Annotated in this window: 14 protein-coding genes and 1 riboswitch; of the genes, 13 read left to right on the top strand and 1 reads right to left on the bottom strand. The window is 41.7% G+C overall.

The features are described 5' to 3' along the window. Window positions 1-2: 2 nt before the first annotated feature. From E4K67_RS06310 to E4K67_RS06260, 11 genes are all read left to right on the top strand, one after another. On the top strand, window positions 3-1,028 hold the full coding sequence (locus E4K67_RS06310) for a protein-glutamate methylesterase/protein-glutamine glutaminase (protein WP_199242476.1): 1,026 nt from the start codon (window positions 3-5) through the stop codon (window positions 1,026-1,028). After that, the gene (locus tag E4K67_RS06305) at window positions 1,021-1,491 is read left to right on the top strand and encodes a chemotaxis protein CheD (protein WP_135545569.1); all 471 of its coding nucleotides are present in this window, start codon (window positions 1,021-1,023) and stop codon (window positions 1,489-1,491) included. Before E4K67_RS06310 ends, E4K67_RS06305 begins: the two co-directional genes overlap by 8 nt. 14 nt (window positions 1,492-1,505) lie before the next feature. Beyond that, window positions 1,506-3,908, top strand: coding sequence for a hybrid sensor histidine kinase/response regulator (locus tag E4K67_RS06300; RefSeq protein ID WP_135545568.1), 2,403 nt, complete (start codon window positions 1,506-1,508; stop codon window positions 3,906-3,908). After that, complete coding sequence (locus tag E4K67_RS06295; RefSeq protein WP_135545567.1) at window positions 3,908-4,303, top strand: response regulator; 396 nt, start codon at window positions 3,908-3,910, stop codon at window positions 4,301-4,303. Before E4K67_RS06300 ends, E4K67_RS06295 begins: the two co-directional genes overlap by 1 nt. Before the next feature lie 141 nt (window positions 4,304-4,444). Beyond that, entirely contained in the window at window positions 4,445-4,786 is a 342-nt protein-coding gene (locus E4K67_RS06290) for a MazG-like family protein (RefSeq protein ID WP_135545566.1), read from the top strand. 62 nt (window positions 4,787-4,848) lie between these two features. Beyond that, the gene (gene abc-f, locus E4K67_RS06285) at window positions 4,849-6,747 is read left to right on the top strand and encodes a ribosomal protection-like ABC-F family protein (RefSeq protein WP_135545565.1); all 1,899 of its coding nucleotides are present in this window, start codon (window positions 4,849-4,851) and stop codon (window positions 6,745-6,747) included. Between the two features lie 114 nt (window positions 6,748-6,861). Next, a riboswitch (cyclic di-GMP riboswitch) is annotated at window positions 6,862-6,950 on the top strand. A gap of 110 nt (window positions 6,951-7,060) precedes the next feature. Further along, a complete protein-coding gene (locus tag E4K67_RS06280; protein WP_135545564.1) occupies window positions 7,061-9,091 on the top strand; it encodes a methyl-accepting chemotaxis protein in 2,031 nt (676 codons plus the stop codon). Between the two features lie 264 nt (window positions 9,092-9,355). Next, entirely contained in the window at window positions 9,356-9,769 is a 414-nt protein-coding gene (locus tag E4K67_RS06275) for a DUF2089 domain-containing protein (protein WP_135545563.1), read from the top strand. A 31-nt stretch (window positions 9,770-9,800) separates the two neighbouring features. After that, the gene (locus tag E4K67_RS06270; RefSeq protein ID WP_135545562.1) at window positions 9,801-10,250 is read left to right on the top strand and encodes an SHOCT-like domain-containing protein; all 450 of its coding nucleotides are present in this window, start codon (window positions 9,801-9,803) and stop codon (window positions 10,248-10,250) included. Then, the gene (locus E4K67_RS06265; RefSeq protein ID WP_135545561.1) at window positions 10,240-10,566 is read left to right on the top strand and encodes a hypothetical protein; all 327 of its coding nucleotides are present in this window, start codon (window positions 10,240-10,242) and stop codon (window positions 10,564-10,566) included. Before E4K67_RS06270 ends, E4K67_RS06265 begins: the two co-directional genes overlap by 11 nt. Window positions 10,567-10,580: 14 nt before the next feature. Further along, window positions 10,581-10,913 carry a phage holin family protein gene (locus E4K67_RS06260; protein WP_135545560.1) on the top strand — a complete coding sequence of 111 codons (333 nt, stop codon included), beginning with the start codon at window positions 10,581-10,583 and terminating at the stop codon, window positions 10,911-10,913. Between the two features lie 79 nt (window positions 10,914-10,992). Here the strand turns inward: E4K67_RS06260 and E4K67_RS06255 are convergent, their stop codons facing one another. Beyond that, entirely contained in the window at window positions 10,993-11,205 is a 213-nt protein-coding gene (locus tag E4K67_RS06255) for a hypothetical protein (RefSeq protein WP_135545559.1), read from the bottom strand. 170 nt (window positions 11,206-11,375) lie between these two features. Here E4K67_RS06255 and E4K67_RS06250 point away from each other — a divergent pair, with 170 nt between their 5' ends. Together E4K67_RS06250 and E4K67_RS06245 are read left to right on the top strand one after the other, a co-directional pair. Then, window positions 11,376-12,737, top strand: coding sequence for an ABC1 kinase family protein (locus E4K67_RS06250; RefSeq protein WP_135545558.1), 1,362 nt, complete (start codon window positions 11,376-11,378; stop codon window positions 12,735-12,737). Between the two features lie 139 nt (window positions 12,738-12,876). Beyond that, on the top strand, window positions 12,877-13,752 hold the full coding sequence (locus E4K67_RS06245; RefSeq protein ID WP_135545557.1) for an ABC transporter ATP-binding protein: 876 nt from the start codon (window positions 12,877-12,879) through the stop codon (window positions 13,750-13,752). The last annotated feature ends 20 nt before the right edge of the window (window positions 13,753-13,772 follow it).

Here is a 13,772-nt window from a genome sequence, read left to right as displayed (position 1 = left end):
GCATGAGAAAAATAAAAGTGCTGATTGTCGATGATTCTTTAATCTTTCGTGAAGTGTTAGCGAGAGGGATCGCTAGCGACCCGTACATCGAGGTCGTGGCCAAAGCTGTTGATCCCTTCGATGCCAGAGATAAAATCTTAGAATATTCGCCAGATGTGATGACCTGTGATATTGAAATGCCAAAAATGAATGGAATTGAATTTATTAAGAGGCTTTTACCCCAATATCCATTGCCCGTTGTCGTTGTCAGTTCTGTAAGTGAGTCCGTCTTTGAAGCGATGAAAGCTGGAGCTGTGGATTTCGTGACGAAGCCTAAGGTTCAGTCCGTTGAAGATGTTGAGGGGTTTATTCACGAATTAATCCAGAAAATAAAGATAGCGGCTAACGCCAAGATTCCGAAATTCGTAGGGCGGAGCATAGCTAATGTGGTTGAGGAAGGCACTTCAGTAGAAGGGCGGGTCATCGCCATAGGAGCCTCGACCGGAGGAACTGAGGCTATTTTCAATATTTTGAAAGTATTACCGTCTCGAATACCCGGTATTGTAGTTGCTCAACACATTCCTCCTATTTTTTCCAAGATGTTTGCCGATAGGCTCAATGACTTAACTCGGTTGAGGGTTAAGGAAGCTCAGACGGGGGACTATGTGGAACAAGGAAGTGTCCTGATCGCCCCAGGTGGACAGCATATGCGGCTCAAGAAGGTCGGGGAACGATATCGAGTGGAGTGTTTCGTGGGGGAAAAAGTGAATGGACACTGTCCTTCGATCGATGTCCTCTTTGAGTCCGTGGCTAAAGAAGTAGGAATGGGTGCGATAGGAGTCATACTCACAGGTATGGGATATGACGGGGCAAAAGGTTTACTTAGCATGAGAAGAAAGGGTGCCAGGACCTTAGGACAAGACGAGAAATCTTCCGTTGTCTATGGCATGCCCAAAGTTGCTTTTGAAATCGGGGCGGTGGAACGACAGATTCCACTGGAAACTCTGGCTGAAGCCCTTGTAACCCTCTTTAGGAGAGGAAATGGATAAAATTGTGGGTATTGGAGAATATGTCGTCTCAAATGCCCCCGACAGCTTTATCAAGACCTTTGCGCTCGCTTCTTGTGTCGCTGTAACAGCGTATAATCCATTACTTCATCTGGCAGGGATGATTCACATTGCTCTACCGAAACCCGCGGAGCTAGAGGAGGCCAAGCTCCGACCAGGCTACTATGCTACTTCGGGCATCCCCATCTTGATCCAAAAACTGTGCGGAGAATACGGATGTAAGCGTGAGGATCTACAAGTCAAGTTATTTGGTGGAGCCGTTTCATTAAGGTCGGATGACTATTTTCAGATTGGACTCAAAAATATTAAGGCAGTACGAGATACCCTCTTTGGTATGGAATTAAAGATAGTGGATGCTCAGATTGGTGGAACGATAATTCGAAGTATAGCAATGAACGTATTGACAGGGGGAATTGAGATTGTTGCACTTCCTATTAATTTTTAAGGCGGGTGCTGGGTATGACCATTAACAAAGAAAACACAGAGACTAGTAATTTTGAAATAATTTTTGAAACTAGTCCCATTGGGATGTTCTTATTAAATGAATATTCCTTAGTGAAAAAAATTAACAATGCTGCTTTAGAGTTTCTGAATCAAAATCGAAAGGATGCGTTGAATCAACGTTTCGGTAACGAGATTCATTGTCAAGGGAGCACTGAAGATATTCAGGGCTGTGGTTTCGGACTTCAATGTCAATCATGCAAGCTGCAATTGGCAATAAATTCAGTTCTTAAAACAGGACAAGCTATAACAGGGGTGGAATATGCTAAAGTATTGATTCATAACGGTGAGACAAGGAAGTATTGGTTTAGGGCTAGCGTTACCCCAATTATGATTAGTGAAAAATGCAATGTGGTCGTAGCGTTAGACAATATTACGGATAGTAAAGCAGTGGAGGATTCAACTAAAAAATCAGAGACAGAATTACTTCGAAGCGAGGAAAAACAACGAGTTCTGTATGAAAGATATCGTTCGTTGATTATGAATATGCCGGATAGCTTTACTTACAACAAAGTCATCTATGATGAAGATGGAACCCCAGTTGATTATGAGGTTCTTGAGATAAATGAAGCCTATGAAAAAACATTTAATGTGTCGCGCGCAGAAATTATTGGCAAAAGACATTCAGAACTTTTTTTTGGTGACGATCCTGAAATCTTTCGCCAAGGAATGGTAGAATACGGAGAGGTGGCATCAACAGGGGTAGGACTTATCTTGCCCGTATACTATTCTGAGTGGAGTGAACGCTGGTTTTCTATGAAACTATATAGTCCTGAGCCTAGTTTTTTCGTCTCTATTATTACTGATATGACTAAGCGCATACAGGTGGAAAATGAACTCCATCTAGCCAAGGAAAAGGCTGAGGCTGTCAATCGAGCGAAAAGTGAATTTCTGGCAAATATGAGTCATGAAATTCGAACCCCTATTAATGGCATTGTGGGGATGATTGATTTAACCTTATTAAAGGTAATAAACCAAGAACAGCGAGAAAACTTGGAGATTGCTAAAGCTTGCGCAGATTCTCTGTTGAAAATCATTAATGATATTTTAGATTTCTCTAAAATTGAAGCAGGGAAATTAGTGATCGAAAAGATAGGCTTTAACATGGGAGATCTTCTGGATTCAACAATAAAAACTCATTCGCCATTAGCGATGAAAAAGAAATTAGAATTAAAGTGCGATTTTTCTTCTTCCATTCCGCAAACAATGCAAGGGGATCCCAACAGGTTGAAGCAAATTTTAAATAATCTTTTAAATAATGCCTTAAAATTTACGGAACATGGGAGTGTCACTCTATCTGTTAAGGAACTGTCTATAATGGATGAAATGGTAGAGGTTATGTTTGCAATATGTGATTCGGGTATTGGTATATCTGAGCAAGACCAAGAAAAACTATTTAGAAATTTTAGTCAAGTAGATGGTTCTATCACTAGGAAATATGGCGGGACGGGTTTGGGCCTGGCGATTTCTAAGCAACTTGTGCAGATGATGGGAGGAACGATAACGGTCGAAAGCCAAAAGGGAAAGGGAAGTACGTTCAGCTTTAGCCTAAAGTTTTTGTTATCTGAAAAACTAAGCTATCCAACTCAAGATACCTTCACCCCCAACCATACCACGAAACCCTTAAGAATTCTTATTGTCGAAGATGATAAGGTGAATTTAATGGTCTTGACTTTAATGCTCAAAGAAAAAGGTCATTTCATTGAATCAGCTTCAAACGGGTTTGAAGCTTTGTCTTTACATGAGAAAAATGTATATGATGTAATTTTTATGGATATTCAGATGCCGATCATGGACGGGATAGAGGCAACCGCCAAAATTCGAGAACGTGAGGGGGAGCGGCGGCATACTCCGATCATTGCCTTGACAGCTTATGCGCTTGTCGGAGATCGAGAAAAATTCCTGTCCTATGGCTTGGATGAGTATATACCTAAACCCATTAAGATGTCTGAATTATCTCAGCTCTTAGAAGTGGTGGTGAACCGAGGTATTGCAGCAAAAAAAAGTGTCGATGAATCTGAGCAAGAGGTCAAGATTAGTGATTCTGGGAAAGTATTAAATTTAAGTTATGATGTGCCGCTGGGGGTTGATAGAGATGTAACTCTTCAAGAAATTTCCCAAGATATTGAAGAAATTAGTCGTCCCTTAACCTACGAAGATATGAATCTTATCGAAGAAATTGCTCATAAAATCAAAAATAACTGTAACCTGATTGAAGCGGATGAACTAAAAACGTTAGCTTTTAAAATTGAACTAGCTGCTAGGCGTGAAAACCAAGAGCAAGCAATTGACTACATCCTAAGCCTCAAAAAAGAATTTGAGATTTATTTGTTCTTAGACAATACGAAGGAGGAAAGATAATGAAAATTTTAATCGCGGAGGATGATCTCGCCAGTCGGAGGTTCTTGTCAAAATTTCTTAATCAATATGGTGAAGTGGATTTGGTGGTTGACGGACTTGAAGCACTGGACGCTTATTTAATGGCTATCAAAGAAAAAGCCCCGTATGATTTAATCTGTCTGGATATTATGATGCCCAAAGTGGATGGGGTTAAAGTATTAAAGGCTATCCGAGAATTTGAGACCAAGCAAGGGGTTGTATCTGAACAGCGGGTTAAGGTGATTATGACCACGGCTTTGGCAGAAACGGACTATGTCAATAAAGCGTTTGAAATTGGGTGTGAAGCTTACGCCGCTAAGCCAATTGATACTAATAAACTGCTCGAGGTCATTAGGAAACTTGGACTTATTGTATAGGTGATTTTCCAAATAGAGAGCAATGGATCGTTTGTCGAAGGTATATCGTAAGAAAGGCTAAGCTGGCGCTATGCCAAAAATGAGCAGGAATGTTATAATGACTAAACTTAGTAATGGGATGAGAATGTGGGAGGGTGCGTTATGACTTTAGATCCTATAATCAAGGAAGGGCTGCTCGTTTCCAAGACCGTGACACTTCCGCGCTTGAACCGCCTAAGTCCTTCCTTGGAAAGCACAGCACTGAAGATCATGGAAGAATCCGGAGAGTTAGCGCAGGCTATTGGCAAACTAAGGGGACTTAGTGGGGAACGACAACGCCTGGAAGAGGCAGAAGCCATGCAGATGGTAGCCAGAGAATTGGTCGACGTGGCTCAGACGGCTGTCACAATGATGTTTGTCCTTGAAGAGCAATATGGCATCGATTTAGAAGCCATCTTAAAAGAACATATAACAAAATTACGTCTTAAAGGATATTGTGATTAGTAATCGCTATTTGGAAGGTCACAGTAAACTCTACGTCTTGTCGTTAGGAGCGGACGATAAAAATGATCGAGTGCAGTATTAATAATTTAAGCAAATATTATGGAGCCCATAAAATATTCCAGGAGATTTCTTTCGACTTGAAAACAGGAGAAAGAATTGGGTTGATCGGTCAAAATGGGTGTGGCAAAACGACTATATTAAACACGATTATGGGGCTAGAGGATTACCAAGAGGGTAGTATTTCTATTCGCAAAGATGCAAGAGTTGGCTATCTTAATCAAATGCCTATTTTTGAGGCAAGGGCGACCGCTATGGAAGTTGTAGAGCTTGCCTTTGTGAGCGTATTCAAGCTTAAGCAGGAGATGAAGGCCCAAGAAGAAAGACTCAGCAATCTTCAAGGCGAGGCTTTAGATAAAGCAGTTCAAAGCTACGGGAGTTTGACAGAACAATATGAAACTCTTGGTGGGTATGACATAGAAACTAAAATCAGTAAAATCACAGAAGGTCTTCAAATTACTAACTTACTAAAAGGAATGCTGTTTGAGCAACTGAGTGGTGGAGAAAAAACAAGGGTCATGCTCGCGAAAATCCTTTTGGAACAACCGGATGTTTTATTACTGGATGAACCCTCCAATCATTTGGATTTAGAAGCTATTGAATGGTTAGAAGGATTTTTGAAAGATTACAAGGGTTCTGTTATTGTCGTATCTCACGATCGATATTTTTTAGACAGCGTTGTCACTAAGATCGTGGAGTTGGAATTTAACCGTGCTGTGCCCTACCTTGGCAATTACAGTTATTATATTGTAGAGAAGGAACGCCGCTTCTTAATAGACTATAAAATGTATCAAAATCAGCAAAGAAAGATCGATAATATGGAACGGCAAATTGAACGTTATCGTATTTGGGGGGTCATGAGAGACAGCGATAAAATGTTCAGGCGGGCTAAAGAATTAGAGAAGCGACTCGAAAAAATAGAAACGCTGGATCGACCTGTTTTTGAAAAGAGAAAAGTTCGCTTGGATGCACAGGCAATCAGTAGGACCGGAAAACTGGTCCTTGAAACAGAGGGGCTTGCTAAGCACTTCGATGATAATAGATTACTTCAAGGAGTTAAACTCACTATTTATTATCAAGATAGTGTGTGTATAGTAGGGAGTAATGGCAGTGGTAAAACAACGTTGTTGAAGATGATACTTAGAGAAATCGAACCAGATTCTGGTTCGATTAAAATAGGTTCACGAGTGAAAATAGGTTATCTACCTCAAAACGTGGTCTATGAAAATGAGGAACTGACGATTTTAGAGTACTTTACTCAGTTGCATGATTTGACCATGGGCGAAGCAAGAACTCAATTAGCGAAAGCCTTATTTATGAAGGAAGATGTTAATAAGAAAATCAAATCTTTGTCAGGAGGAGAAAAAAGTAGGTTGAAGCTTTGTTCACTGACGTTTGATAACGTGAATTTTATGATTCTGGATGAGCCAACCAATCATTTGGACATTGATTCTAGGGAAGTATTAGAAGAAACCTTAATTCAATTTGATGGGACACTACTCTTTGTTTCCCATGATCGTTATTTTATCAATAAAGTGGCGGATAAGATGATGGCAATTGAAAATAAAGGGGTAAAAGTCTATCTTGGCGATTACAGCTATTATCTAGAGGAATGCAAAAAAGGAACGGAAAGAATAAGTGTTTCATCACCCAGAATGCCCTCAAAAGAGATTGAAAAAAAGGTGGTCTCCCATCAACCGAAGAGAAAAAATCTAACTAAAAGACTAGAACTTCTTGAACAGGAGATCGACCAATATGAACATAAAATTAAACAAATTGATGAAGAGATGGTTGAATATGCCTTAGATGCCAGTCGCTTAAACGAGCTATTTCAAGAAAAGGAAGTTTTAGAGAAAACACTCGAAAAATGCTTAGAGCAATGGGAAGAATATCAAGAAGAATGAGTAGTTATATAGATTTAATGATGTGTTGAATTTTAGATATAAATAGTGTAAAATTATGTCTTCAGTTTATTCATAGAGTTTTTATCAGAGCCTTTAAATACGATGATTAAATAACAATGACAAAAGTAAACTTACTGAAAAGTAGGGGCACAAAGCCATGAGTCTAAGGTGTTTCATTACACTATGATAGTCAGGTTGCCAAACTAGAATATCGTGAAATACACGATTTTTAAGCTGTGGCTATATGCCACAGTTTTTTATTATACAAAATGTCGAATATTGTAAAAATGTACATAAAGGAGGAGTCTATATTATGAAAGTCAAAAACATTCAAACCAAGTTACTATTGATCCTGTTGCCCCTTTTTATCTTGGTTTTAAGCGTGCTAACCGGGGTTAGCTATTATCTTTCCAAGCAATCTTTGACACAGAGTGTTGATCAGACAGCCATGGCGGTGGGAACGGACTATAGTAATCGTGTTCAAGCCGATCTAAATGTAATGCTATCTCGACTGGAAGATTTGGGAAATCTCCAGGAAATTCGCACGGGTACTGACAAGGTGAAGATCGCTCAAGTCCTAGCGGAGGCCAAAACACGATTCGGCACTTTTGATGCAGTCGTTTTGATTGCACCTGATGGGTCTGGGCTTACCAATACAGGAGCATCTGCTCCCTACGGAGACCGCGACTATTTCAAGAAAGTTATAGAAACTAAGAAAGCAGTTGTATCAGACCCGCTGGTGTCTAAGTCGACTGGGAAGTTGGCAGTTGTCTTAGCAGTACCAGTTACGCATGACGATCAGTCGACTGGGGTATTGGTCGGAACATTTTCGGTGGAAAGATTGTCAGAACTGATAAAGAATGTTGAATTTCTAGAGACTGGCGACGGTCAAATCGCCGATGATTCAGGCGTGGTCATAGCTGACCCCAAACAACCCGAAGTCATTGGTAAACTCAACCTTCTCGAAAAGAACATTAATCCAGAACTTAAGTTATCACAAGCTGAACTGGACGACCATTTGATCAACCTGTTTAAAACGACAGTGGAGTCCGGGAAACAGTTAAGTGGGACATATTCCTTTGGTATTGTTCCAAGTGTCGCGGTATTCACGCCAATCGAGTTGCCAGGCAGTCAACGTTGGGTCATGATGGTGGAAGCGCCCGAAGCCGAGGCCAGCAGAGAAACTAACAGTTTGGCTCGAATGATGATAATAATTGCCATAGTGTGTTTAGTCATCACTGCCCTAGCAATTGTATTGATTGCCAAAAGGTTTACAAAACCTATCTTGTTGATTCGAGACGAATGCCTGCTCTTGGCCCATGGAGACTTCAGAGAGCGTGAGACACGGGATTTTTCTGAAGATGAGATTGGACAACTGGCTAATGGTTTCCAGGATATGAGGACAAATTTGCGTGAACTGGTCACTAAGGTTTACTCACAATCTGAGCAGTTAGCTGCTGCAAGTGAAGAGCTCACGGCCAGTGTTGAACAATCAGCTCAGGCCTCGATCATGGTAGCAACGTCAATCACCGAAGTGGCGACAAGTGCGGAAGAACAATTAAGCGCAGTGGATGAAGCCTCGGCCGCGGTAGAGCAGATGTCTGCCAGCATCCAACAGGTCTCGGCAACAACTAGTGAGGTTGCAGGGCAATCGGTACAGGCTACCGAAAAGGCCAATGAGGGGAACAGCTCGGTGACTAAAGCAGTACATCAAATGGCTCAGATCGAACAAACTGTTACAACCTCCGCCAAAGCGGTCGCTGAATTGGGTGAACGTTCGAAGGAAATTGGGCAGATTGTTGTGACCATCTCAAGTATTGCTGAGCAAACCAATTTATTGGCCCTCAACGCGGCTATTGAGGCGGCAAGGGCAGGTGAACAAGGGCGCGGATTTGCTGTTGTGGCTGAAGAAGTGCGCAAATTGGCAGAGCAGTCACAGGAAGCGACCAAAGAAATCTCCGCCCTGATTGCTGAAATTCAGGGAGACACCGATCAAGCTGTTCTGGCCATGGGAAATGGCACCCGAGAAGTTAGGCTGGGAGCAGAAGTGGTTAACGCAGCTGGTCAAGCTTTTCAAGAAATCGCAGGATTAGTAACCCAAGTATCTGATCAGGTCAAAGAAATATCTTTGACTATAGATCAGATGGCTAGTGGTAGCCAACAATTTGTAGGTTCCATGAACCGGATTGATAGCTTGAGCAAAAAGGTGACTGGAGAAGCTCAGACAGTATCGGCGGCTACTGAGGAACAATCGGCGTCTATGGAAGAAATCGCTTCCTCGAGCCAGAGCCTTGCTATGTTGGCCCAGAATCTGCAGGAAGCCGTAAGCAAGTTTCGGGTTTAGAGAAGTAAAGAAACCTTGTAGCTACGCTCGCAATTATAGGAAACATGAGAACCATCCCCTTGCTTACCAAGTTTCGATAACTACCAGCTAAGAAAAGGCAGGAAGCGTCATAATCGCTTCCTGCCTTTTGAAGTATTAGTAAATAGCTAATAATATTCAGCATAACATTAAATATATTAAATAATATATTGACATTATTAATACATACGTTTATTATATTAATCAATATAAGCGTATTAGCAACTGAATGTAGAGGTGATGGTCTTGGATTATAAGATGCCCCATCGGTGTCCGGTTTGCGATCAGGAAATGAAGATTAGTAAGTTAACTTGTACCTTCTGTCCGACCAAAATCGAAGGGGAATTCAGCTCGTGTAAGTTTTGTCGGCTACCAAAAGAACAGTTAATCTTTATGGAGGCATTTATTAAATGTCGTGGGAATATCAAAGAGGTGGAAAAAGAGTTGGGTATCTCTTATCCGACGGTTCGAAGTCGCTTAGATAGTGTGATTGAGGCGCTTGGATACGGAGTGGAGAAGGAAAGAAATCCCGAAGTTGAAAGGGAAAACACCAATGAGGAAAGCCAGCGTAGGCAAAGGATTCTGGAAGCACTTGAACGTGGGGAAATTTCAGTACAGGAAGCGACACTTCAAATGAGAAAACAGTTAGATATAGATTGAGAAAACATAGACTTGAAGGGAGATAGAACAAATGAGCAGTGAAAAAATGAAGATTCTTGAAATGATTCAAGAAGGTAAGCTGACTGCGGCTGAAGGGATGGATCTGTTGAAGGCCATCGAGGAAGGCAACTCGCCTAAGGCGGGAACTCAGATCACGGAAAATGGGTTGGGAAAAAAAGAGAGGCTCGCAACTGGGGAACGCTTTTTGCGAGTTCGAGTGGTTGGAGAAAAATCGCTAAAGGTCAACGTGAATGTTCCTTTGAGTCTGATACATTCCGCGTCTAAATTAATTGTTTATGCAATGAGCTTTGTTCCCGCGGAAAAACGGGCTGAGCTAGAGCAAAAGGGTCTTGATTTGCAAGCGTTGGATGTTGAGGGACTCGCCCGGATTCTTGAAGAAAACCTAGATGGCAACATCGTGGACGTGGAAGTTTCCGATCCTGAAGAGGGACGAATTAAGGTGGAAGTGTGTGTGGAATAAATCAGCAAGGCTGTTAATGGTCCGGGTCAAAGTGAAGAAACGCAGGGGCTTTTCGTTTCTGGTACCTATCTGGGTTATCGATGAATTCATGGAAGCCTTTACGAATTTGGCTTGGGTCGGGGAGAAGGTCATTGGGTGTGTTCCGCTTCCCCGAGATGAAAACGTTCGAAAGAATCTGAGCTGGGTTAAGTCAATTCCCCCGAGCGGTGTTATTGCCTCAACACACAGAATTATCAAAGATTTAAGTCAACACAAAGGCCTGGACCTTGTTGATGTGGAAACTGAAGAGGTTCAAGTCAAGATAAGGATCAAATGATTGGGGAGTAGAGGATGAAACGACACATCTACCGAGTTTTAGTGAGCACACTGGCATTTTTTTTGGCGGCACAATTTTTACCGATTGTGGCGGCAACCCCTCTTCACTTCTTATGGGCAGGAATAGTCCTCGGTCTTGTCAATTTGATGATTCGCCCAGTACTGATTATCTTGACCATTCCACTTAATCTAATAACATTAGGGGTTTTCACTCTTATTATCAATACCTGGATGATCATGCTTACCAGTGGTCTATTGCCGGGATTTTACGTGCCAGGCTTTGGAGTTGCCTTTCTTGTAGGGCTTATGGTGTCCATTGCGAACTGGGGTTTCAAGGAGATGCGGTGATTAGGTAGCACTACTTGGTTTATGTGATAGGATTAAGTATTAAGCGGGCGAAGAGCGGGGGCAATCCCCGCTCTTTCGATTACCGTACTTTTCTGAAAGGCATTCGTGGTGCGAACTGAACCCGGTTTGTTAGATCGTCAAAAGAGTTAATTCCCTTTTTGGCTAGAAAACGTTGCATCCCCATCGGCAGGGGTTTGGTTTGGTTAAGAAATCCCGTGTCTCCCACTCCTAGACTGCTACCTGCTCCAGCTGTTCCGCCTTGATTTGAGAACGGATTTTTTCCTAAGAACATATTTTCGCCCCCTTTACCATACCAATATATGTAAACTATTCAGAGCGCGTGTTTGCATTCCAATAATTTTCAGGTAATTAAGCCTGATAAGAACCCTAAAAATTGCAGTCACGTTATGCTTAAAGTTTCATAATTATATAACAGCCTACTAGGAAACGGAGAGCATTCAGATGTTTGAGATACCTGCAAGACATTTTGCTCGATATTTTGAGATCCTTTCTGTACTCATACGACATGGATTTGGTTCAATGTTTATCTCGGGGAATTTGCTGTCGATGCAGGAGGAAAACTTAAGCATTGTAGGAGCACACCTTAGAATTGCCTTAGCGGAACTTGGCCCTGCTTTCATAAAGATGGGCCAACTTGCCAGTACTCGGTCAGATTTTCTTCCGCAACCTATTGTTCAAGAATTAGCGAAGCTCCAAGACCAAGTTCGTCCGCTTGCTTTTAAGGAGATACGCCGAGTGGTTGAAGAATCTTTACAGACCAGACTGGAATCAGTTTATCGAGAATTTGACCCTGTCCCTCTTGCGGCAGCTTCGATTGGACAAGTGCATTACGCAATTCTGCATAATGGAGAAAGGGTGGCAGTGAAAGTTCAACGTCCGCAGCTGCGGGAGATTGTTAAAACGGATTTAGAAATTTTTGAAATCCTTGTCAGCCAAGTGGAACAGAGAACGCAGTGGGGAAAGCGATACCCTATTCGTATGCTGCTTAAGGAGTTTTCCGATACGATCAAAGGGGAGTTGGATTTTCTCAATGAAGGAAAAAATGCAGAAAAACTGGCAAAAATAGGTAAGCGAAATTCCCATATTCTGATTCCGAAGATTTACTGGGAATTATCACACCCCTCCGTTTTAACCATGGAGTATATTTCGGGAACGCCTTTGCATCAAATTATTGATTCTCAGGAGACGTCTTATAATATTCACAAGATCGCGGATCGGTTAAGTAAAGCGCTTCTTCAACAGATCCTTCTGGAGGGATGTTTTCATGGTGACCCACATCCCGGTAATGTTTTTATCTTACCTGGGGAAAAAATTGCCTTACTTGATTTCGGAATTACAGGACATCTAACTCGTACTATGAGGGAGCAGATTTTGTCCCTAACTTCTGCACTTATCCGAGGTGATAATGTTCTGATTTTAGAGACAATCTCGAAAATGGGGATAGTACCGGAGCATGTTGACAGATTGGCCTTGCAAGCAGATATTTCTGCCTTACGTCACAAACATTTGAAAGTACCCTCGAGGGAATTTGCAATGGGTGAATCGATTCAGGACTTTTTCAATATCATCTTTCATCATGGAATTCATATTCCTTCTGAATTTATCCTCGTAGGGAAATCCTTGCTGACCCTTGAGGGGGCTCTAAACGCCCTAGATCCGACTATAAGGCTAGTTGAACAAGCCAAACCTTTTAGTAGAAGGTTTATCTGGGGGAAGTTTGGATTAAAGAATCTCTGGGAAAGAATTTGGAGTGGCAGGGAGACAGACACAACTAAATTACCAATAAAATACAATAGAATATAGATTGGCCGTTTGAAGTCTCTCACTATTTCTTCGCTAGAAAACCGTTGGACTAAAAGGTTTCTCGAACTTGTAGGAATATCTAAAACTGAATAGCCGTAGGTTTATCTTAAAGAGGTCTTGCTAAGGAAGTAGGGAGGACATGATCGAGGTTAAAGAACTGAGCAAAGTTTATCACGAAGGACGAGGAATCAAGAACATTAGCTTTCGGGTCGAGCCTGGAACAGCGTTTGGATTCCTTGGTCCGAATGGAGCTGGGAAGACCACGACAATCCGCCTTTTGATGGGATTCTTAAAGCCGGATTCAGGACTAGTAACAATCAACGAACATGATTGTTGGAGAGAAAAGACGGAAGTGAAGAAGATTGTTAGTTACCTTCCGGGGGAACTTCACTTTATTGAAAACTTGACAGGTGCGGACTTTTTAAATCTCATTGCAGGAATGCATAGAGAAAAAATTCATATAAAGAAGAATCGAGATTATTTCATAAGTGCTCTCGAATTGGATTTAGAAATACTCATTCGGAAGATGTCAAAAGGGATGAAACAGAAATTGGGGATAATTTCTGCATTGATGTTGGATGCAGGTGTGCTGATCCTTGATGAACCGACATCCGGCTTGGATCCTTTAATGCAAAAAGTGTTTATTGATTTAATCCTAGAGGAAAAGAAAAAAGGTAAGACTATATTTATGTCTTCCCACCAATTTGTAGAGATTGAACGTACCTGTGAGCAGGCTGGGATTATTCGCGAAGGTAAGCTTTTATCCGTTCAAAGTATATCTCAGCTAAGAGAAGCTGAATATCAAACCTTCGAAGTCGAAGTTGAGAGCAAGAAAGACGCTGAGCTTTTAACGCAGAGTCATTTAAATCTAACTGCGATTCAGGCGGGATGCTACGTCATCCGTGTAGGTGGTGAACTCGATAACTTATGGCTAGCGCTCTCTCAAGTTCGTGTCAAACGTTTTAGGCAACGATCTCTAGAGTTAGAAGAGGCTTTTATGGATTTTTACCGATAGTCGCGAAGTTCGAGAGAAAG

The organism is Desulfosporosinus fructosivorans (assembly GCF_004766045.1).
Classification (GTDB): domain Bacteria; phylum Bacillota; class Desulfitobacteriia; order Desulfitobacteriales; family Desulfitobacteriaceae; genus Desulfosporosinus; species Desulfosporosinus fructosivorans.
This window is presented reverse-complemented; position numbering and strand designations above follow the sequence as displayed.

Bases quoted from the DNA above. Each gene is read 5' to 3' on its own strand.
- abc-f (WP_135545565.1), top strand. From the start codon at position 4,849: ATGATCGAGTGCAGTATTAATAATTTAAGCAAATATTATGGAGCCCAT.
- E4K67_RS06250 (WP_135545558.1), top strand. From the start codon at position 11,376: ATGTTTGAGATACCTGCAAGACATTTTGCTCGATATTTTGAGATCCTT.
- E4K67_RS06290 (WP_135545566.1), top strand. From the start codon at position 4,445: ATGACTTTAGATCCTATAATCAAGGAAGGGCTGCTCGTTTCCAAGACC.
- E4K67_RS06260 (WP_135545560.1), top strand. From the start codon at position 10,581: ATGAAACGACACATCTACCGAGTTTTAGTGAGCACACTGGCATTTTTT.
- E4K67_RS06310 (WP_199242476.1), top strand. From the start codon at position 3: ATGAGAAAAATAAAAGTGCTGATTGTCGATGATTCTTTAATCTTTCGT.
- E4K67_RS06305 (WP_135545569.1), top strand. From the start codon at position 1,021: ATGGATAAAATTGTGGGTATTGGAGAATATGTCGTCTCAAATGCCCCC.
- E4K67_RS06255 (WP_135545559.1), bottom strand. From the start codon at position 11,205: ATGTTCTTAGGAAAAAATCCGTTCTCAAATCAAGGCGGAACAGCTGGA.
- E4K67_RS06245 (WP_135545557.1), top strand. From the start codon at position 12,877: ATGATCGAGGTTAAAGAACTGAGCAAAGTTTATCACGAAGGACGAGGA.
- E4K67_RS06300 (WP_135545568.1), top strand. From the start codon at position 1,506: ATGACCATTAACAAAGAAAACACAGAGACTAGTAATTTTGAAATAATT.
- E4K67_RS06280 (WP_135545564.1), top strand. From the start codon at position 7,061: ATGAAAGTCAAAAACATTCAAACCAAGTTACTATTGATCCTGTTGCCC.
- E4K67_RS06295 (WP_135545567.1), top strand. From the start codon at position 3,908: ATGAAAATTTTAATCGCGGAGGATGATCTCGCCAGTCGGAGGTTCTTG.
- E4K67_RS06270 (WP_135545562.1), top strand. From the start codon at position 9,801: ATGAGCAGTGAAAAAATGAAGATTCTTGAAATGATTCAAGAAGGTAAG.